Genomic DNA, 19,770 nt, shown 5'->3' with positions numbered 1-19,770 from the left:
TCATGGCCGACACGTTTTCGCTGGCCGTCTGTGCCGAGATGGTCTTTCGGGCGCTGCCGCCCGTCGAGCGCCTGAAGCGCATCACCGAACTGGGGTTCCAGGCCGAGATCTGGAACTGGACGGCGCATGACATCCCGGCCCTGGCGAAGTCGGGCGCGACCTTCTCCTCGATGAACGGCTACGTGACGGGAACGCTGGCGGACGAGGCGGGAGCCGCCGAGATGCTGCGCACCGCCGAGCTGTCGGTCGCAGTCGCCAAGGAACTGGCCTGTCCGCGCCTAAACATTCATGGGACCGGCCTCGGCGAGGGTGGCCTGCCTGTGGTGCCGGGCAGTGCCGCCACGGGAGCGATGTGGCTCAAGGCCTATGACACGCTCAACCGCCTCGCCGATCTCGGCGAGCGCGAGGGCGTCGTCTTCTGCCTGGAAAACCTCAACGCCGCGGTCGATCATCCGGGCGTGCCCTTCGCCCGCGCCGCCGAAACGCTGGCCCTGGTGTCGGCGGTCGACCGGCCGTCGCTGCGGCTCAACCTCGACCTCTACCATGCGCAGGTCGACGAGGGGAATTTGATCGAGCTTTGCCGCAAGGCGCTGCCCTTCATCGGCGAGATCCAAGTGGCCGATGTGCCGGGGCGCCACGAGCCCGGAACCGGCGAGATCAACTATCCGGCGATCGCCCGTGCCCTCGAGGCGATGGGCTATACCGGCACGATCGGCCTCGAAGCCTGGCCGTTGCAGGACGACGAACAGGCGATCACCCGTTTCCGCGAGGCCTTCACCGTCTGATCGGCGCTTCCGGCAGCAAAATCCGGAATTGCACGGTCGTCCCGGTGTCGGCGAGCTCGATGTCGCCGCCATGCGCCCGCAGCATCGCGCGCGCAATGGCAAGGCCCATCCCGGTGCCGCCGCTTTCGCGCCGCGTTGTGTAGAAGGGCTCGAACAGCTTGGCGCGGTTGCCGGGAGCGATCGGCTCGCCGTCGTTGCCGATATCGAGCACCGTTCGGCCGTTCCCGATCCGGGCTTGGAGGGTTAGATTCCGGGCGCCGTGGCGGTGTGCGTTGTCGGCAAGGTGGGCGAGGACCGCCAGGGCGTCGTCGGCGGGCAGCGGCAGGAGCGCGCCATCCTCCGGACAGCCGATCGCCAGGGTCGCAAATCGCTCGCGAAGTTCGGCCGCGACCAAGGCCAGCGCGACCGATCCGGCCGGGCGGGCCTGATCCGCCTGCGCCAGATCGCGCATCCGCGCCACCAGCGAGGACAGACGCAAGGCGTCGGCTTCGATGTTTTGCAGAAACCGATCCCGCGCGCTCGCATCCATCTCGTTGCCGGCCTCGCGCATCAGTTCCGCGGCCGCAGCGATGGAGGTGAGCGGCGACTTCAGCTCGTGCGAAACATGGGCGGCGAAGGTCGCGATATAGTCGGACCGTTCGCGCAGCCGGTCCACCATCTCGGCAAAGCTCGCGGCCAGCCGGGCCAGCTCCTGGGTGCCGTAATGGGCATGCTGGGCGGGCTCCGCCGCGCCTTGGGCCGCAATCGTCTCGGTCCACCGAACCAGCCTCTGCACCGGTCCCGAGACCAGGCGCCAGAACAGGATGCCGACCACCACCGTCACGGCGGCGATGACGATCGCGGCCCCGGCGATCTTGCCGGAATTGTTGGAGAGGCTGTCCAGCAGCGCGTCCGGCGAGCGTGACAGGGCGACGACGGCGGCCATGCCCATCAGCGGCAACGCCACGACGACAGTCAGCACCGCCCCGATGACCATGGCGAGCGACGGCCGCCACTTCCGCCGGATCGCCGGCGGACCGGATCCGATGGTCATGGCGTTTTCCGGGGGGCGTCATCTGCTGAACGCGGCGAATGGCGGGCGCAGCGACCGAGCCGAAATCCCACTCCGTGCAGCGTCTCGATGACGCTGTCGCAGCCTTCCGACGCGAATTTCGCCCGGATGTTGCGGATATGGCTGTCGATCGTGCGATCCGAAACGTGGACATTGCCCGGATAGGCCCGCGCCATCAGCCTGTCGCGATCGAACACGTGGCCGGGACGTTCCATCAGCGCCGCCAGCATGGCGAATTCGATCGAGGTCAGCGCGACGACGGTTTCGGCCAGTCGTGCCTCGTGCCGGTCCCGATCGATCTCCAAATCGCCATGATGGAGGATGCCATCCGACGGCATGTCCGGGAGAGGGCGCTGCAGACGGCGCATGATCACGCCGACCCGCGTCACCAGTTCGCGCGGGCTGAACGGCTTGGTGAGATAGTCGTCACCGCCGATCTCAAGACCCAGGATCCGGTCGATCTCCTCGTCGCGCGCCGACAGGAAGAGGATCGGGACATCCGAAGTCCGCCGCACTCGCCGGCAGACCTCCAGGCCGTCGAGCTCCGGCATGCCGACGTCGAGAACGATCAGGTCCGGGCCTCGCTCGGCGAAGAGCCTGAGAGCGTCCTCGCCGTTTTTGGCCATCACGGTCGCATGGCCGCTTTTTGCCAGCGCGAATTCCAGCACGTCGCGGATATGCGGATCGTCATCGGCGACCAGAATCGTCAGCGCCATCGCCTGCCTCCCGGCCCGGCGTCGCGATGGGCGCGGCCAGGGTGGCGCGCAACCGGTGCTCTCGAAACGTCCATGACCTCCAATCATCCGATCGCCGCTTCAGCGTCAAGCGATGACGTTGCACGCAGCTTGCAAGGCAGTCGAGGCGCTCCGACGTTCCATCCACCGGCGGTCGCGCCTTGAGAAAGGTCTCGATCGCGGGCAGGGCGGACGGACCGAGCTGGCAGAGGTAATGTTGGTCGACGGGTTGGCCGTGCCCCGAGACTTCTCGGCTATGGGCGACGTTGTAACGGGCGACGACGGCGTTCGCATCGACCAGGCTGCAGGCGTAGAGGACGAGGCCCAGGATGGCGAGATTGACCTTGAGGAGCCAACCGTTGTTTCGCTCCGTGGCGATGCGCACGACGATCAGCGCCAGGCCGGTCGCCACGAGGCCCATCCAGACGCCCGCCGCCAGCCGCAGCCGGGTGAGCGAATACATCTCCACATAGAGGCCCAGCCTCAGCATCGCCGAAAGCACGAGCACGACGTTCTGGGCGATCCACAGATAGATCAGCCACCGCACCAGCCGCGAAGAGCGCGCCTTGCTCCCGTCCCGCATGGCGATGAGCACGAAGGCTGCCGCAAGAAGCGCCGTCAGGACGAGGATATAGGCGGCCTCTTGCGCGTCGGCCGCGGGCGTGACGCCGGCCGGCAGCTTCGCACCGCCCCAGAGATAGACCGCGTCAAGCACCGTCTCGAGCGCGAAGACGGCGTTGCAGATGGCGAGCGAGCGGACGACCAGACCTCTGCTCAGATCGATTTCGAGATGGCTCCGATCGACCAGTCCGTCGAAAAGTTCGGACCTGCGGCGCCGAAACCGGGACACGCCGACGAACCCGCTGACGAAGACCGCGACCAGGAGCCAGAAAGCCATCCGCTCGGGCGCGATCTGGTTGAACAGCCAGCGAAGATCGATGCGCGGCATCCATGATCGGAAGATCGGATTGGCTTGGGAAAACAAGGTCGCGAAGATCGCCCCGAGAACGAGCGGAACGAGCCAGGCCGCGGCAACGGTCGACAGGCGGGCAGCCGTCGACGAGCGATGCGACTGCCACCAGCGCGCGAGGCGATTGGCCGTCGTGAATGGACGGCCGGTCATCAGGAGCAATAGGCGCCGCGCTCGCGTGGGCCAGGCCGCACGAGCCCTGCCCGTGACGATCAGCGCGAAGGCGGCCGCTCCGGCAAAGCCAAAGAGGATCGACAGCAGGCCGACCGCTTCGACCAAGGGCGCCAGGGCCAGGGCCAGGATCAGGCCGGCGAGCGTCCATTCACGCCGGGTCGCGTGAAGCCGGTTGCCGGCAATCGCGGCCAGCGTCAGCAGGACCAGAAACACGGGCAGCGAAAGACCGACCTGCCGCCCGTAGAACAAAGCGTCCGAAGCCGCGACCAACAGGACCACCAGAAGGAGCCGGTACGGCCCGGAATGGATCGTCGGCCGTGATATGCTTCGCAGGACCGTGGTCTGCATGAAGGCGCCTTTCGCTCGTCGAAACAGGAGCGCTGCCATCGCAGACGAGCCACCAGCCATCGTTCAGCAGGCGGCGGGGGAGAGGGGAGGGGATGTCCATGAGGCAGCGCATGAGCCGCTTCTAGCGGCGCCGATTGCAGGCCAGACGGTGAAGCTTCGCAGTTCTCCAGGCGCTTTGCGCAGATTTCGTGCAGGCGCGGCCGACGCGTCCGCGGACCGGGCTCAGACCCGGTCCGGCATCCCCTCCGGCGTTTCAGGTTCCTCGGCCTTGCGCCGGGTCAGGCGTGCGATCAGCACGAAGAACAGCGGCACGACCAGGATGCCGAGCAGGGTGGCCGCGATCATGCCGCCCATCACGCCGATGCCGATCGCATTCTGTGCGGCCGAGCCGGCGCCGGTGGCGACGGCGAGCGGCGCAACACCGAGGATGAAGGCCAGCGACGTCATGATGATCGGCCTCAGCCTCAGCCGCGCCGCTTCGAGCACCGCCTCGACCGCATTGCGGCCGCGATCATGAAGGTCGCGGGCGAATTCCACGATCAGGATCGCGTTCTTCGCCGTCAGGCCGATCGTGGTGAGCAGGCCGACCTTGAAGTAGACGTCGTTCGATTGGCCGAACAGATAAGCGCCAAGCAGGGCGCCAAAAACGCCGACCGGGACCACGAAAAGGACAGAGAAAGGAACCGCCCAGCTCTCGTAGAGAGCCGCCAGACACAGGAAGACGACCAGCACGGAAACGGCATAGAGCATGCTCGCCTGCGAGCCCGCCAACCGCTCCTGGTAAGACAGATCGGTCCAGGACACCGTGTAGCCGCCATCGAGCTGCGAGACGAGCTTTTCCATATCATCCATCGCATCACCCGAGCTCTGACCCGTCGCAGCCGAGCCACTCATCGAAATGGCGGCGGTGCCGTCAAATCGCGCAAGCGACGGCGATCCCGCGACCCATTCGGTCGTCGCGAAGGACGAAAACGGCACCATCTCGCCATCGTCGTTGCGGACCGACCAGCGATCGATGTCGCTCGGCTGCATGCGGTAGGGGGCATCCGCCTGGACGTAAACCGGCTTGACCTCGCCGTTGTAGATGAAGTCGTTGACGTTGCTGCCCGAGAAGGCGACCGAGATCAGATTGTTGATGTCCGAGATGTCGACGCCGAGCGCCCCCGCCTTTTCCTGGTCGATGTCGATCTTGAGCTGACCTTCGAGCGTGCGCGTGTTGCCACGCACATTCTGGATCATCGGATCCTGGTCGGCCAAGTCGGCAAGCGTGTTGCTGGCGTCGTTCAGCGCGTCGCGACCCTTATTGCCGGTATCCTCCAGATACATGGAAAACCCATTGGTCTGTCCGAGGCCTTGAATGGCAGGCGGCGCGAGCGCGAAGATCTGGGCATCGCGGATCTGGCTGAAATAGGCCGAGGCCCGCTGCGCCACCGCCGAAGCCGATAGGCTTTCATCCTGGCGCTCGTCGAAGTCCTTGAGCTTCACGAAGCCCATGGCGGCGTTTTCGCCGCTGCCGCTGAAACCGAAGCCCAATGTCATGAAGACGCTCTGGACCGCGTCCTTCTCTTGGTTGAGGTAATAGTCCTGAACCATATCGATGACGGCCTGCGTGCGTGCGGCGTTGGCGCCCGCTGGCAGCGTGATTTGCGTCATCAGAACGCCCTGATCCTCTTCCGGCAGAAACGAGGAGGACAGCTGAGTGAAGACCCAATAGGCACCGCCAAGCAGCACCGCGAAGAGCACCAGCACTCGCAAGGGCCGACGTACGATGCCGCCGACCGCGCCGACATAGCCGTTGGTCAGGCGGCCGAAACCCCGGTCGAACCAGCCGAGCCAGCGCGCGATGAAGCCATGGGACGGCTTCAGCATCATGGCGCACAGCGCCGGCGTGAGCACGATGGCAACGAGCACCGACAACAGCATGGCGCTGACGATGGTCACCGAGAACTGCCGATAAATGACGCCCACCGAGCCGGAGAAAAACGCCATGGGAATGAACACGGCCGTCAGCACGAGAGCAATGCCGACCAGGGCGCCGGTGATCTCGCCCATCGACTTTTCCGTCGCCGCACGGGCCGAAATTCCTTCCTCCGTCATGATACGTTCGACATTCTCCACGACGACGATCGCGTCATCGACGAGCAGGCCGATGGCCAAAACCATGGCGAACATGGTCAGCATGTTGATCGAATAACCGAGGGCAGCGAGCACGGCGAAGGTGCCCATCAGCACGACCGGAACCGCGACCATGGGGATCAGCGTGGCACGAAAGTTCTGCAGGAAGAAGAGCAGGACGAAGAAGACGAGGATGATGGCTTCAATCAGCGTCTCTACCACCTTCTCGATCGACAGTTCGACGAAGGGCGTGGTCTCGTAGGAATATGCGATCTCGACGCCGTCGGGCAGGCCCTCAGCCAGCCGATCGAGCTCTTCGTGCACGGCGTTGGCGGTGCTGATGGCGTTGGCGCCGCTCGCCAGCTGGACGCCGAAGCCGGCCGCCGGCATGCCATTGAAGGTCGAGCTCTGGCCGTAGCTTTCCTGGCCGATCTCCACGCGCGCCACGTCGCCGATGCGCACCACGGACCCGTCGGCTTCGGTCTTGAGAATGATGCGACGGAATTCCTCCGGATCCGAAAGCTGGGTCTGGGCGATGATGTTCGCCTTCAACTGCTGACCCTGGACCACGGGGGTGGAGCCAATGGAGCCGGCAGCGACCTGGGCGTTCTGCGTCGAAATCGCCGATGTGATGTCGCTGGGAACAAGCTGGTACTTCCGCATTGCCGAGGGATCGAGCCAGATCCGCATGGCATGTTCGGAGCCGAAGGAGTGGATCGAGCCGACACCGTCGACCCGCTCGATCTGATCCTCGATCTGGCTCGCCATGATGTCGGCGAGTTCGGATGACGAATAGCGACCGTCGCGCGAGATGATGTTGCCGACCATCAGGATGCCGGAGGGCGAACGGGAGACGTTGACCCCTTGGTCTTGCACGGAATCGGGAAGCTGGGCTTCGACGCTGGAGACCTTGTTCTGCACCTGGACCTGAGCAAGCTCGGGATCGGTGTCGTTGTCGAACGTCAATGTTACCGTCGCCGAGCCGGTGCTCGACGAAGACTCCATGTAGAGAAGCCCGTCGAGGCCCGTCATGGCGCTTTCGATTTTCGACACCACCGCATTTTCGACCGCCTCGGCCGTGGCGCCGGAATAGGTGGCGCTGACGCGGATGGTGACGGGCGCGATGTCAGGATATTGCGAGATCGACAGCGAATAGATGGCCATCACGCCGGCCAGAACGGTCGCGATCGCCAAAACGATCGCGAAGACCGGCCGAGCGATGAAGAAGCTGGCGATGGCATTGCGGCGGATCGGCTCCGTCATTGCCCAGCCTCCTCGGACTGGTCGGACGGTTTGGACGAGGCTTTGGCTTCGGCGTCGCCGCCCGCCGAGGCAATGGTCTGCTCGACGACTCCGTTATCATCGATCTCGGCCTGGACCGGCTTGACCGCTGCGCCGTTGGAGATCTTTTGGAAGCCGTCGACGATAAGCTGTTCATGAGCCGATACGCCGGCCGAAACGATCCAATTGTTGCCGACCGAACCGTCGGTGGTGAGCGTGCGCTCTTCGGCCTTTCCATCGGAGACGACATAGGCGACGGCCTCGCCGGTATTGCTGCGTTGCACGGCGCGCTGCGGCACCAGAAGCGCGTTCGGCATGATGCCGACCTCGACTGCCGCACGCACGAACATGCCGGGCAGCAGGATGCGATCCGGATTGTCGAAGGTTGCCCGCAGCGTAAATGTACCGGTCGACTCGCTGACCACGGAATCGGCGAGCGAGAGCTCACCGGTCTCATTGTATTCCTCGCCGTTTTCCAAGGTCAGCGTAACCTTCGGATGCTGCTTGTGGTCCGGGCGTCCGATCTCGCCTGACTCGACTTGCTGGCGAAGTCGCAGCAGATTGGCGCTCGAATCGACCAGATCGACATAGATCGGGTCGATCTGCCGGATCGTCGCCAGCGCATCCGACTGGGCGTCGGTGACGAGGGAACCGACGCTGACCGAGGAGGTGCCGATGACGCCGGAGATCGGCGCCTTGATTGTCGTATTGGCGAGATTGATTTCCGCGGTCTTGAGATCGGCCTTGGCGGCTTCCTGGTCGGCCTGGGCTTGAAGCAGGGTGGAGCGGGCATCGTCCAGGTCGGAGGTGCTGAGGGCTTTGGTGCTGACCAGCTTCTGTGTGCGGTCGAAGGTCGCCTGGGCCGCATCGGTGCTGGCATCGGTCTTGCTCAGAGCCGCCTTGGCGGCATCGACGGCAGCCTGATACTTCTCGGCATCGAGCTTGTAGAGAACGTCGCCTTTCTTGACGCGTCGGCCTTCCTCGAAGACGATTTCCTCGATGATGCCATCGACCTGGGGGCGAATCTCGGCCGTCGCCTTGGCGGCGACGCGACCCGGCAGCTCGACCGTGCGCGGCACGGCCTGGGTTTCGAGGGAGACGACGCCGACCTCCACCACGCGGGTTGCCATCGCATCCGGACCTTGGGCCGCTTGCGACGATGAAGATCCTTCGTCGGAACATCCGGCGAGAGAAACGAGAAGGAGCATCGCGATGCTCCAACGCGCGTGTCGTCTATCCAAGGCTCGTAGTCCTGTTCTTTGTCGATCGAGTTTTATCATCAAAAATTCTCTAAAATATACATAAAAATCATGCAAGAATGAATACTGTAATATGGAAAGTCTAAAATAGCGTCAATGAGACGCGGAGCGGTATTCGGAAATTTTACAAGAAGAAATAGTTTGCAACATAAGCGTGCTCTTTGGCAAAGAGGCAGGCCTCGCGTAAATGGCAGAGAGCCGCCAGAAGGCCCGGACGCGTCGTGTCTCAATGGAAATCGCGCGATTTCGGAACGATGCGGACGTTGCGCGGATGGTGGGCCATGGCCTGATGCGGCCCGGGGCGAGCCGGGTCGTTCGGACCACGGGGAGATCGGTCCTCGATGAGACGGACCAGCGCATGGCTGCGGTCCTCGATGTGCTCGGCGATCAGATGCACCACACCTTCGGCGCTCTTCTGCACGCGGCCCTCGATCAGGGCGACCTTGGCGCCCATCACCTCTCGGCGATAGCGCTCGAAGCGCCGCACCCAGAACAGCGCATTGGCAACGCCGGTCTCGTCCTCGAGCGTCATGAAGACCGCATTGCCCTTGCCCGGGCGCTGGCGGATCAGGACGAGACCGGCCACCTTGGCCCGTGCGCCGTCCGGCACCTGGTCGAGCTCGGCGCAGCTTTTGATCCCGGCGCGCCGACAGGCGGCGCGGAAAAACCGCATGGGATGGTCTTTGAGCGACAGCCGCAGCGTCTGGTAATCGGTGATCACCTCTTCCGGCAGGGGCATGGCCGGCAGGTCGCTCGACGGCTCGTCGGCCAGTTCGCGCGCCTGGGCCGCGGCAAACAGCGGCAGCGGCTCGTCGTCGGGCAGACGGCGGACCGCCCACAGCGCCTCGCGGCGGGACAGCTCCAGGGAGCCGAAACAGTCGGCATCGGCCAGTTTTTCGAAGGCTGCGCGCGGCAGACGGGTGCGGTGCCACAGCTCCTCGATCGAGGCGAAGCCGGCCCCCCGCGCCGTGCCCAGCCGCTCGGCCCACTCCTCGCGAAATCCGTCCAGCTGGCGCAAGCCGAGCCGGAGGGCGAGAGATTTCTGCGGCGGTCGCTCAAGCCGAGGCGTCGGGGGATGGCCGCACCGCTCTTCGGAGATGTCCTCCAGCGTGTTGTCCCAGAAGCTGGCGTTGACGTCGACGGAGCGTACCTCGACGCCGTGCTCGCGCGCATCGCGCACGATCTGGGCCGGTGCATAGAAGCCCATGGGCTGGGCATTCAGGAGTGCGCAGGCGAACACCGCCGGGTGATGGTATTTGATCCAGGCCGAGATGTAGACCAGCTTGGCGAAGGAGGCGGCGTGGCTTTCGGGAAAGCCGTATTCGCCAAAGCCCCTGATCTGCGCGAAGCAGCGCTCGGCAAAGGTGCGCTCATAGCCGCGCCGCACCATGCCCTCGACCATCTTCTCCTCGAAGGTGTGGATGGTGCCCATGTGCCGGAAGGTCGCCATCGCCCGGCGCAGGCCGTTCGCCTCCTCGGGCGTGAACTCCGCCGCCACCATGGCGATCTTCATCGCCTGCTCCTGGAACAGCGGCACGCCCAAGGTGCGGCCCAGCACCTGGCACAACTCATCCGGGTCGTGCGGCGGCGCGGGCGAGGGGAAGACCACGTCTTCCTCCTCGTTGCGCCGGCGCAGATAGGGATGCACCATGTCGCCCTGGATCGGCCCCGGCCGGACGATGGCGACCTGAATGACGAGATCGTAGAAATTCTTCGGCTTCAGGCGCGGCAGCATGTTGATCTGGGCGCGGCTTTCCACCTGGAAGACGCCGATGGAATCGCCTTTTTGCAGCATGGCATAGACTTTTTTATCACCACCTTCCACGTCGGCGAGCTGCAGATCCTCGCCGCAATGGGCGCGCAACAGGTCGAAGCCCTTGCGGATGCAGGTCAGCATGCCGAGCGCCAGCACGTCGACCTTCATCAGGCCGATCTCGTCGATGTCGTCCTTGTCCCATTCGATGAAGGTACGATCGTCCATCGCGGCGTTGCCGATGGGCACGATCTCGTCGAGCCGGCCGCGCGTCAGCACGAAGCCGCCGACATGCTGGGAGAGATGGCGCGGAAAGCCGAGCAGCCGGGTGGCGAGCTCGACGGCGCGGGCGATCAAGGGATTGCCCGGATCAAGACCGGCCTCGTTCACCCGGATGCCGTTGCGACCCTTCTTCTTCGGTTCGCGGCTGCCCTCCCAGCTTCCCCAGACCGTGTCGGCGAGCCGGGCGGTGATGTCCTCGGTGAGCCCTAGCACCTTACCCACCTCGCGAATGGCGCTGCGCGGCCGGTAGCTGATCACGGTCGCGGCGATGCCGGCGCGATCGCGGCCATAGCGCTGGTAGATATGCTGGATCACCTCCTCGCGCCGCTCGTGCTCGAAATCGACGTCGATGTCGGGCGGCTCGCGGCGTTCGGCCGAAATGAAGCGGGCAAACAGCAGATCGTGCTCGGCCGGGTCGACGGCGGTGATGCCGAGCGCGTAGCAGACGGCTGAATTGGCCGCCGAGCCACGTCCCTGGCATAGGATTCCCCGGTCCTCGGCAAAGCGCACGATGTCGTGGATGGTGAGGAAGTAGCGGGCGTAGTCGAGGCTGGCGATCAGCGCCAGCTCCTCGCGGATGAGCTTTTCCACCTTCTCCGGGATGCCGCCCGGATAGCGCCAGGTGGCGCGCCGCCAGGTCAGTTCCTCCAGCCAGCTCTGCGGCGTCCTGCCCGGCGGTACCGGCTCTTCCGGATAGTCGTAGCCGAGATCTTCGAGCGAGAAGTCGACGCGGGCGAGAAAATCTCCGGTCTCGACCACCGCCTCCGGTGCGTCGCGAAAGAGCCGCGCCATCTCGTCGGCCGGCTTCAGATGCCGCTCGGCGTTCGCCTGCAACAGCCGGCCGGCCGCAGCCAGCGTCACGCCTTCGCGAATGCAGGTCATCACGTCCTGGAGCGGCCGCTGCGCGGGCTCGTGATAGAGCACGTCATTGACCGCGATCAGCGGGAGGCGTGCCAGCGCCCCCAACTGCTTCAGTGCGGCCAGCCGGCGCCGGTCGTCGCCGCGATAGGTCATGGCCACGCCCAGCCAGACCGCCCCCGGCGCCGCCTCGGCCAGCCGCGCCAGCACCGCTCGTGCGCCGTCGGCGAAGGGATCGGGCCGGGCGATCAGCAACAGGTCGCCGGCGCGCGCCAGGAGATCGTCGAGGTCGAGCCAGCAATCGCCCTTATCCGCCCGGCGCTTGCCGAACGTCAGCAGGCGGCAGAGATCGCCCCAGCCGGCTTTGTTCTGCGGATAGGCGAGGATGTTCGGGCTGCCGTCGCGCAAGACCAGACGTGCGCCGGTGGCGAGCTTGAAGGGCAGCCGCGCCTGGGGGCCATACTGCTCCTGCCAAGCCTCGCGGGCCTTGCGCACAGCACCGAGCGCGCGCACCACGCCGGCCACCGAGTTGCGGTCGGCGAGACCCAGGCCGGCATGGCCCAGCCGGATTGCCTCGGCCACCAGATCCTGCGGATGCGAGGCGCCGCGCAGGAAGGAAAAATTGCTCGCCGCGGCGAGTTCCACGTAAGAGCTCGTCGAGGCGGCGCTCATGGGAAGATCCCGTGCAGAAACCAGCGCGGTGGTCCGCCCGGCTGGTCGTACCGGCCTTCGCGAAACACCCAGAAGCGCAGGCCCTCGGCGTCCTCGACGCGGTAATAGTCGCGGCCCGGCCGTCTCTCGCGCCACCATTCCGGCTCGATGCGCTCGGGCCCTTCCGCACGGGTGACGGCGTGCAGCACCCGTCGCCAGCGAAAGCGCAAGGGCGGCCCGTCGGGAACCTCCGCCACGGTTTCGATCGGCTGCGGCGGATCGAACAGATGCAGGGGCCGCGCCGGCGGCTGACCGGGCTCGGGCCGAATCCAGGCGATCTCCTGCCCCGCCCCCCGGCCGGCCGGGATCATGCGCACCGCGCGCTCGGGGATATGGGTGTCGACGGGGTCAAACCGCGTCACGGCCTCTCCGCCGAAGCGGGCGCCCAGCCGGTCGACCAGCGTCGCCAGCTCGATGGTGTCGCTGCCGTGGCCGTCGAGCGTGACCTGAAGGGCATCGAGAGACTGGACGACGACCGCCACAAGGCGGATCCGGTCGAAGCCAAAGCCCGGGTCGAGCGGATCGGCCAGTCCGTCGAGCCGTTCGGCGAAGAGCCGGATCATGATCCTGGCATCGCGGACCGGCTGGCTGGTTTCGACGGCAATCTGCCGCAGCGCCCCGTCGGCGCGAAAGAACTCGGCCATCAGCCGGCGGCTACCGCGCCCCTCTTCCTCCAGCTGGACGGCGAGCCGCGCCGCCAGCAGGCCGAGTGTCGCCTTGACGTCGTCGAGATGGCCGATCGGCTCGGCAAAACGCTGTTCGGCGGCGCGGTCGGGCGACGGCCGGCCGGGCGTGATGCCGATATCCTCATGGCCCAGGGTGCGCCGCAGCCTGGCGACCAGACCCTCGCCGAACCGGGCGGCGAGCGGGCCGGAGGGGCGGCGGGAGAGCACGCCGATGGTCTTGAGGCCCGCCCGCGCCAGCGCGGTGGCGGTCTTGTCCGCCAGGCCGAGGGCCGCGACGGGCAGGCGGTCGACGGCCTCCGCCTCCCGCCCCGGAGCGACGATGACGTCCGGCCCGAAGCGCGCCAGGGCGCGTGCGGCGTCGGGCGTGCCGGCAAGGCTGGCATGGACGTCGATGCCGAGCGCGTCGAGCCGTCGGCGGACCGCATCCACCAGCCCGGCCTCGCCGCCGAACAGATGGGCGCAGCCGGTGATGTCGAGCATCAGCGTGTCCGGCGCCTCGATGGCGACGAGCGGCGTATAGCGGTCGCAGGCGGCAGCGAGGCGCTGCAGCAAACGGCCGTCCGCCGCCGCGTCCATGGGCTCGGCGGCGAGCTGCGGCAGGCGGGCGCGCGCATCGGCCAGCGTCAGGCCCGGCGCCACGCCCAGGTCGCGCGCGATCCGGTTGATCGTGACGATGCGCATGCCGCCGCCGACCCGCTCGATGAGGGCGAGCGGCGCCTCATCCGGTGGCGGCGAGCCGCCCGCCCGGCGCCTGTGCCGGTTGGCGGGCAGGTAGGGAAACCACAGCGCCAGATAGCGGCGCGGACTGCGCGGGGACGATGTCGAAGCGGTGGCGGTCACGGTTCCACTCCAGGCGCCAGCTCTGGCCGGCGGGGCCGGCGCGGTGGCGATCGAGCTTGACGGTGAAGGACGGATGGCCGGGCGCATTAGCCGCGAGCGCCCGCGAGGGGCTGGCGGCCACCTGCCAGCGGGTCTGCGCGGCGCTGGGCTGCGCCTCGGTGCCCAGCCGCAGGAGAAGGACGGTCGTCCCCGAGCGGGCGGCCGCCAAGGCGAGGCGCCGGGTGGTCGTCAGGTCGAGGATCCGCGGCTCGCCCCAGATCTCGACGACGACGGCGCCGAGCGCCGGGGTCCGCGCCGCTTCCAGCGCCGCCCGCAGCACCTGGAGGGCATCCTTCAATTCGACCAGAACCACGCGACCCGGATCGAGGCCGAGTTCGGCCAAGCCTGGCCCGTAGAGCGCGCCGGCCTCCAGCGTGCCAAGGCTCTGGCGCGCCCAGACCAGAGGCGAGCCTCCGGCCGCGAGCAAGGCGAGAGCGGCCGCAAACGCGCTCGCCGCGCTTGCATGGCGCGGGGCGGCGGCGAGAACCTCGTGCAGGGCGGCGCGCGCCAACCCGCCGGCCAGCGGCGCGTCGAGGCTGCCGCCGAGACTGGCGGGCCGGCGGTGCGAGGGCGCGGGCGGCCGCGAGATCGCGGCCAGCCTGTCGCGCAAGGGGAGAAGCTGTGCCTGCATGGCGCTTTCGTGTTCCTGTTTTGTTCTAAAAAAGCGCTCGGCCGGACAAGAGTCAATGGGCCAATTTCGGAATCATTTGCAGGGCGTTAGCGGAAGGAATGATGCTCGCTGAGCGCGTCGACCGCATACAAGCTATCAATTCTCGCATTGGGATTAACCGGAGAGCACCTTTCTCATGTCGACGACGATGATCCCTTCTCCATTGGCGAAATCGTGCCGCTTGGGGGCGATCGGGACAAAGCCTACGGATCGATAGAAGGGGACTGCCTTTTGCGGAGCGGAGAGCTCCAGCGTCGGGACATTTCGAAGCCTGGCAAGCCGTTCCAGTTCCGCGAAGACAGTTCGGGCGATTCCACGTCGTTGCGCCGAGGGATGGACATAGACACCGGTTCGATTGCCGGTGAGCCCGCCGCAACCCAAGACGCGTCCATCCCCCTCTGCAAGAACGAAGAGGCTTTCCCCCGCGAGCCGTCGCCGCCACCTGTCCGGCGTATGGCCGCTTTGCCAGTCTTCCAAGGCGGTTGGAGCGTAGACGTCACGATAGGTCCCGCCGATCGTCGCTTGGTGAAGATCAGCCAGCGCTACGGCGTCCTCGATAGTCGCTCTGCGCAGGGAAATGGGTGGCATTTGCGATCCTCTGCAAATCCCCCTCACTCCCCCGGCATCGGCTTGAATTCGCCGTCCGGGGTGGTCGGGTCGAAATATTGGCCGCTCGTCTCGGGGCCCATCTTCGGCAGCAGCTTGACGAGCTTTTGCGCCACCTCCTCGGGCCGGCGCGTCGCGCCCTTGGCGAAGGCTTCGCGCACGCCAGGGTTCCAGTGGGCGGCGACGTCGGAGTCCGCCTGCGCCTGGGTAAGCCTGGTCTTCACCAGGCCGGGATTGGCGGCGTAGACCGCGATCGCCGAATTCTCGTGCCGCAATTCCTCGTCGAGGATCTTGGTGAATTGCACCACCGCCGCCTTGGAGGCGGCGTAGGCCGACATGCCTTTCGGCCGGCCGCCGTCCATGTTGACGATGACGCCGTGATTCTGCCGGCGCATGACGCCCAGCGCGGCGTGCGTCATCAGATAGAGGCCGAGGACGTTGGTGGTGAGGTCGCTCCACCAGATGGCGGGATCGCTCTCCCACACCGCGCCGAGCGAGTTGGACGTTCCGGCATTGTTGAACAGAAGGTCCAGAGGCGCGTCGGCCTCGCCAAAGGTTTCGGCGAAAAAGCGCTCGACCGCCGTCCTGTCGGTGACGTCGAGGCCGTGGGGAACCAGCGTGCCGTCCGTCATCGCCTGCCGCCAGCGCTCGGCCATGCGCGCCTCGTCGCGCGCCACCGCGTGGACGGTGAAGCCCGCGCCGAGCAGCGCCTCGACGAGAGCGACACCGATGCCCTGGCTGGCACCGGTCACGATTGCGGTCTTGGCCACCTCTTTCCTCCCGTCATCATGCTGAAATCCGGCGTATCACCGGGTTCACATAGCAAGGATGGCGGTCTTGGCGAACAGGATGCGGATGGCAGGACAGGGGACAGAAGCCGGATAGCAACGTGGACGTGGAAGGATGCGACTGGCGGCCGGGAGGAAAAGGCCTAAAGCGTCTCAGGGCTCCAGTTCGGAATCCCAGTAGAGATAATCGAGCCAGCTTTCGTGCAGGTGATTCGGCGGAAACAGCCGGCCGTTGTTGTGCAGGTCGTAGACGCTGGGCTGGAAGGGCTTCTGCCGCGGCTCCATGCCGGCGGTCTTGGGCAGGAGATTGCCTTTTTTGAGGTTGCAGGGCGAGCAGGCGGCGACGACGTTGTCCCAGGTGCTCAAGCCCCCTTTCGAGCGGGGGATGACGTGATCGAAGGTCAGATCGTGGGTCGACCCGCAATACTGGCACTCGAAGCGGTCGCGCAAGAAGACGTTGAAGCGGGTGAACGCGGGATACTTGGCGGGTTTGACGTAGGACTTAAGGCAGACGACCGACGGGAGTTTCATCGAGAAGTTCGGACTTCGAACCGTCTTGTCGTATTCTGCAAGGATTGTGACACGGTCCAGGAAAACCGCCTTGATCGCATCCTGCCATCCCCAGAGCGACAATGGATAGTAGCTCAAGGGTCGATAGTCGGCGTTCAATACGAGCGCAGGTGCCAGTTCCGAAGTCACCGCAATCGTCAAGGAGGGTCTCCTTCACAAAAAACGACTTGCGTCGATTTGCGCGGACTATCGTGTCCTATCATGTCGCCTTTGTGAAGCCTGAACGGCGACTTGCCGGGGGATAGGGACGTTTGTCCTTCTATCCCGCCTGGTCCGGACCGGCTTCCGCCAGGCCGACGGGGGCGGCGTCGCGCGCGGTGATCGCGCGATAATAGGCCCAGAACAGGCGCGCGGCGGTCGCGCGGTAGGGGGCCCAGACCTCTGCCATCCCCGCCAGGGCCTTGGCCTTCGGCCGTTCCGTCAGTGCGAAGGCATCGGCGACGGCCACCTGCAGCGCGAGATCGCCGGAGGGGAATACGTCCGGGTGGCCGAGCGAGAAGAGCAGGTACGATTCGGCCGTCCAGGGCCCGATCCCGGGAAGGCGCACCAGTTCGGCGATCGCGTCCTCCGCCGGGGCTGCGGCAATTCGCCCGAAGTCGAGTTCGCCGTCGGCCACCGCCAGGGCGAGCGCCAGGATCGTGCGGTGCTTGGCGCGCGACAGGCCGGCGGCGCGATAGACCGTCTCGGGCGCGCCGAGGATCGCCGCCGGGTCGTCGAGGTCGAGGGCCGCGTCGAGCCGGCCGAAGATGGCGGCCGCGCTGGCGCGTGACACCTGCTGGCCGATCATCGTCGCCACCAGGCCCTTGAGCCGGTCCGGGTTCTTGCGCAGCGGCAGCGGCCCGGCGCGATCGATGACCGTAGGAAGCCGGTCGTCCAGAGCCCGCAAGGCCTTGAGCGATGCCGCAAGGTCGGCCTCGCTGGCAATCCGCCCGCCGGCCTGGACGGGCGCGTTCTGCGGTTTTTTGTGAAGGGCACTGGCCACGGCCGGTCTCTCTTGCCAAGTCGGGAGAGGTGGAGCGCGGGAACAAAGGGCAGTGATGAGCGATCGGCAACCCGTTTTTCGATTTGCACCGAGCCCCAATGGCGAACTGCATCTCGGCCATGCCTATTCCGCCCTCGTCAATCATGCCATGGCGCGGGAGACCGACGGCCGTTTTCTCCTGCGCCTGGAGGACATCGACCGCGCCCGTTGCACCATTGCCTACGAGCGCCAGATCGAGGACGACCTGGCCTGGCTCGGCATCGATTGGGACGAGGTGCCGCGCCGCCAGTCCGAACACTTCGCCGACTACCAGGCGGCTCTCGAGGCGCTGGTGGACGCCGGCCTGGTCTATCCCGCCTTCATGACGCGCGGCGAAATCCGCGCCACCGCCGAGCGCTTCACCGAGGAGGAAGGCCGGCCCTGGCCACGCGATCCCGACGGCGCGCCGCTTTATCCGGGCTTCGACCGGGGGCTTTCGGCGGACGAGCGCCAGAGCCGCATGGAGGAGGGCGCGCCCTACGCCTGGCGCCTCGACATGGCGGCCGCGCTCGCTGAGGTCGGACAGTTGTCGTGGCAGGAGACGGGGGCCTCGCCCGACGGCGAGACCGGCACGATCCCCGCCGATCCGGCCGCCTGGGGCGACGTCGTGCTGGGGCGCAAGGACGCGCCGACCAGCTATCATCTGGCCGTGGTCGTGGACGACGCCTTACAGGGCGTCACCCACGTGGTGCGCGGCCGCGACCTGTTCTTCTCGACTGCCGTGCATCGCCTGCTCCAGGCGTTGCTGGGCCTCCCGACGCCCACCTACCACCATCACGACCTGATCTTCGGCGAGGACGGACGCAAGCTGTCGAAAAGCGCCCGCGACGCTTCGCTCCGCTCGTTGCGCGAAGCGGGAATGACGGCGAAGGATGTTCGGCGGATGGTAGGAGTAGCGGGGTGAGGGGGAAGGGGCGTCAACTTGAAACAGAATACGATGAAAGTGTTTCAATGAGGAGCGTTGGGATGGATGGAAAGCAGTCGCCAGATACGATGCTCTTAGACCGTCTGTCCTTGGGAGATAGGCTAATGTCCCCGCCGCACTGTCGTAACGTCTTGCTGTTGCGGGAGCCGCAGCCGCGACGTTCTTGCTACTTCAAGTCGATCTGTCGAATAAAAGCAGAAGACTTTCTACGCCGCCCTCTATGACGTCTCGATATGGCAGAAAACCAGCGGAAAGTGAGCCACGAATAGCAATTTTGTTCTCCTTAGCATGACAAATGAACCATTTGCAGTCTTGAGGAAAAAGGGAAGGAACCACGTTCAGCACATATGAGCGAAGCATAGCTTTCCCCAAGCCCCTCCCTATGAACTGCTCATCACCGATAAATAGATCGACAGCCACACCGTCGTTCTCGCCTATCTCAGACGCAAAATCAGGATAATCCCGAAGAAAATAGCACTGCAATTTCCCAAAAGGCTCGCCATTATAAAAAGCTATATGGCAATTCGTGGGGTGGCTTGGATCGAGGCGTTCAGAATATTTACTATTAACTTCATCTATTGTTATCGGAGAATTCTGATAGTGAGCGCGCATATGAGGGTTATTTAGCCATTCACATAATATCGGAAAATCTGCTTCGGTCAGCGATCTGAAAACAATCATCTGGCTGTGCCTTTAGGTCGATTGCTCGACAGGTTCTACTCGCACATCGCCCACGGGTATCCAATCATGGAGCTTAGGGCGTGGGCCGGAGATAGTCGGTGTAATTGGCTTGCGTCCGTGATGCCTCTCAAGGCTGTGCTCAGCGTTGAAGAAGGCTGAGCCACTAGTTCCTTACTAATCGAGGCATCCGCCGATGCCGAATCCTTTCAAATCTGCAACAGAATTATGAATTCTGTTTCGGCGTTTCCATACTGCTTCCGCTTCTTTATGAGCCGTAGAGCGGCTCCCACTTCACGCTGCCTCTCCCGCAATCGGCCGCGGCTCGATCCGCGCAATCTCCTCTTTCTTCGCTTCGGCCTCGACAGCAAGATCGTAGGAGCGTTGAAGGTTGAGCCAGAGGTCGGGCGTCGTGCCGAAGTAGCGCGCGAGGCGTAGCGCCGTATCCGGCGTCACCGGGCTCTCCTCGCGCACCAGGCGCTCGATCCGGGTGCGCGGAATGTGAAGCGCCTTTGCCAGGGCGTAGGGGCTCAAGGCCAGGGGAGCCAGGAAGTCCTCGCGGAGAATTTCCCCCGGATGAATGGGGGGCGTGATTTTGAGCGTCATTCCAGCCCTCCTTGGCATGA

16 protein-coding genes are annotated in these 19,770 nt (G+C 65.5%); 2 read left to right on the top strand and 14 right to left on the bottom strand.

Going from position 1 to position 19,770, the window contains the following annotated elements; translation table 11 throughout:
• The first annotated feature begins 2 nt into the window (after positions 1-2).
• Positions 3-785, top strand: coding sequence for a TIM barrel protein (locus SMD10_RS00945; protein ID WP_331683749.1), 783 nt, complete (start codon positions 3-5; stop codon positions 783-785).
• On the opposite strand, the gene SMD10_RS00940 is transcribed toward SMD10_RS00945, so the two are convergent.
• From SMD10_RS00940 to SMD10_RS00885, 12 genes are all read right to left on the bottom strand, one after another.
• Positions 775-1,818, bottom strand: coding sequence for a sensor histidine kinase (locus SMD10_RS00940; protein ID WP_331683748.1), 1,044 nt, complete (start codon positions 1,816-1,818; stop codon positions 775-777). The genes SMD10_RS00945 and SMD10_RS00940 overlap by 11 nt on opposite strands.
• Complete coding sequence (locus SMD10_RS00935; RefSeq protein ID WP_331683747.1) at positions 1,815-2,552, bottom strand: response regulator transcription factor; 738 nt, start codon at positions 2,550-2,552, stop codon at positions 1,815-1,817. The genes SMD10_RS00940 and SMD10_RS00935 overlap by 4 nt, the downstream gene beginning before the upstream one ends.
• Positions 2,524-4,062, bottom strand: coding sequence for a DUF4153 domain-containing protein (locus SMD10_RS00930; RefSeq protein WP_331683746.1), 1,539 nt, complete (start codon positions 4,060-4,062; stop codon positions 2,524-2,526). The genes SMD10_RS00935 and SMD10_RS00930 overlap by 29 nt, the downstream gene beginning before the upstream one ends.
• Positions 4,063-4,284: 222 nt before the next feature.
• Positions 4,285-7,413: an efflux RND transporter permease subunit gene (locus SMD10_RS00925; RefSeq protein ID WP_331683883.1), complete on the bottom strand. Its 3,129-nt coding sequence runs from the start codon at positions 7,411-7,413 to the stop codon at positions 4,285-4,287.
• 23 nt (positions 7,414-7,436) lie between these two features.
• A complete protein-coding gene (locus SMD10_RS00920; protein WP_331683745.1) occupies positions 7,437-8,588 on the bottom strand; it encodes an efflux RND transporter periplasmic adaptor subunit in 1,152 nt (383 codons plus the stop codon).
• Between the two features lie 355 nt (positions 8,589-8,943).
• The gene (locus tag SMD10_RS00915) at positions 8,944-12,282 is read right to left on the bottom strand and encodes an error-prone DNA polymerase (protein WP_331683744.1); all 3,339 of its coding nucleotides are present in this window, start codon (positions 12,280-12,282) and stop codon (positions 8,944-8,946) included.
• Positions 12,279-13,688 (bottom strand): Y-family DNA polymerase, encoded by a 1,410-nt coding sequence (locus tag SMD10_RS00910; protein WP_432757151.1) that lies wholly within the window; start codon positions 13,686-13,688, stop codon positions 12,279-12,281. The genes SMD10_RS00915 and SMD10_RS00910 overlap by 4 nt, the downstream gene beginning before the upstream one ends.
• Before the next feature lie 37 nt (positions 13,689-13,725).
• Positions 13,726-14,517 (bottom strand): ImuA family protein, encoded by a 792-nt coding sequence (locus SMD10_RS00905; RefSeq protein ID WP_331683743.1) that lies wholly within the window; start codon positions 14,515-14,517, stop codon positions 13,726-13,728.
• A gap of 153 nt (positions 14,518-14,670) precedes the next feature.
• The gene (locus SMD10_RS00900) at positions 14,671-15,144 is read right to left on the bottom strand and encodes a GNAT family N-acetyltransferase (RefSeq protein ID WP_331683742.1); all 474 of its coding nucleotides are present in this window, start codon (positions 15,142-15,144) and stop codon (positions 14,671-14,673) included.
• Between the two features lie 23 nt (positions 15,145-15,167).
• On the bottom strand, positions 15,168-15,932 hold the full coding sequence (locus tag SMD10_RS00895; RefSeq protein ID WP_331683741.1) for an SDR family oxidoreductase: 765 nt from the start codon (positions 15,930-15,932) through the stop codon (positions 15,168-15,170).
• 171 nt (positions 15,933-16,103) lie between these two features.
• Entirely contained in the window at positions 16,104-16,661 is a 558-nt protein-coding gene (locus tag SMD10_RS00890; protein ID WP_331683740.1) for an HNH endonuclease, read from the bottom strand.
• A 118-nt stretch (positions 16,662-16,779) separates the two neighbouring features.
• Complete coding sequence (locus SMD10_RS00885) at positions 16,780-17,502, bottom strand: DNA-3-methyladenine glycosylase family protein (protein WP_331683739.1); 723 nt, start codon at positions 17,500-17,502, stop codon at positions 16,780-16,782.
• 55 nt (positions 17,503-17,557) lie between these two features.
• On the opposite strand from SMD10_RS00885, the gene gluQRS reads away from it, so the two are divergent.
• Positions 17,558-18,445: a tRNA glutamyl-Q(34) synthetase GluQRS gene (gene gluQRS, locus SMD10_RS00880; protein WP_331683738.1), complete on the top strand. Its 888-nt coding sequence runs from the start codon at positions 17,558-17,560 to the stop codon at positions 18,443-18,445.
• A 192-nt stretch (positions 18,446-18,637) separates the two neighbouring features.
• On the opposite strand, the gene SMD10_RS00875 is transcribed toward gluQRS, so the two are convergent.
• Complete coding sequence (locus SMD10_RS00875; RefSeq protein WP_331683737.1) at positions 18,638-19,147, bottom strand: GNAT family N-acetyltransferase; 510 nt, start codon at positions 19,145-19,147, stop codon at positions 18,638-18,640.
• 291 nt (positions 19,148-19,438) lie between these two features.
• Positions 19,439-19,750 (bottom strand): HigA family addiction module antitoxin, encoded by a 312-nt coding sequence (locus SMD10_RS00870; RefSeq protein ID WP_331683736.1) that lies wholly within the window; start codon positions 19,748-19,750, stop codon positions 19,439-19,441.
• Positions 19,751-19,770: the final 20 nt, after the last annotated feature.

Source organism: Consotaella aegiceratis (assembly GCF_036541425.1).
Classification (GTDB): Bacteria; Pseudomonadota; Alphaproteobacteria; order Rhizobiales; family Rhizobiaceae; genus Consotaella; species Consotaella aegiceratis.
Note: the sequence above shows the minus strand (reverse complement) of the source record. Positions and strands in the feature narration are given on the sequence as shown.

What these genes read in the sequence shown, in the direction of transcription:
- SMD10_RS00945 (WP_331683749.1), top strand. Translation starts at nt 3, where the DNA reads ATGGCCGACACGTTTTCGCTGGCCGTCTGTGCCGAGATGGTCTTTCGG.
- SMD10_RS00940 (WP_331683748.1), bottom strand. Translation starts at nt 1,818, where the DNA reads ATGACCATCGGATCCGGTCCGCCGGCGATCCGGCGGAAGTGGCGGCCG.
- SMD10_RS00935 (WP_331683747.1), bottom strand. Translation starts at nt 2,552, where the DNA reads ATGGCGCTGACGATTCTGGTCGCCGATGACGATCCGCATATCCGCGAC.
- SMD10_RS00930 (WP_331683746.1), bottom strand. Translation starts at nt 4,062, where the DNA reads ATGCAGACCACGGTCCTGCGAAGCATATCACGGCCGACGATCCATTCC.
- SMD10_RS00920 (WP_331683745.1), bottom strand. Translation starts at nt 8,588, where the DNA reads ATGGCAACCCGCGTGGTGGAGGTCGGCGTCGTCTCCCTCGAAACCCAG.
- SMD10_RS00915 (WP_331683744.1), bottom strand. Translation starts at nt 12,282, where the DNA reads ATGAGCGCCGCCTCGACGAGCTCTTACGTGGAACTCGCCGCGGCGAGC.
- SMD10_RS00910 (WP_432757151.1), bottom strand. Translation starts at nt 13,688, where the DNA reads ATGCGCATCGTCACGATCAACCGGATCGCGCGCGACCTGGGCGTGGCG.
- SMD10_RS00905 (WP_331683743.1), bottom strand. Translation starts at nt 14,517, where the DNA reads ATGCAGGCACAGCTTCTCCCCTTGCGCGACAGGCTGGCCGCGATCTCG.
- SMD10_RS00900 (WP_331683742.1), bottom strand. Translation starts at nt 15,144, where the DNA reads ATGCCACCCATTTCCCTGCGCAGAGCGACTATCGAGGACGCCGTAGCG.
- gluQRS (WP_331683738.1), top strand. Translation starts at nt 17,558, where the DNA reads ATGAGCGATCGGCAACCCGTTTTTCGATTTGCACCGAGCCCCAATGGC.
- SMD10_RS00875 (WP_331683737.1), bottom strand. Translation starts at nt 19,147, where the DNA reads ATGATTGTTTTCAGATCGCTGACCGAAGCAGATTTTCCGATATTATGT.
- SMD10_RS00870 (WP_331683736.1), bottom strand. Translation starts at nt 19,750, where the DNA reads ATGACGCTCAAAATCACGCCCCCCATTCATCCGGGGGAAATTCTCCGC.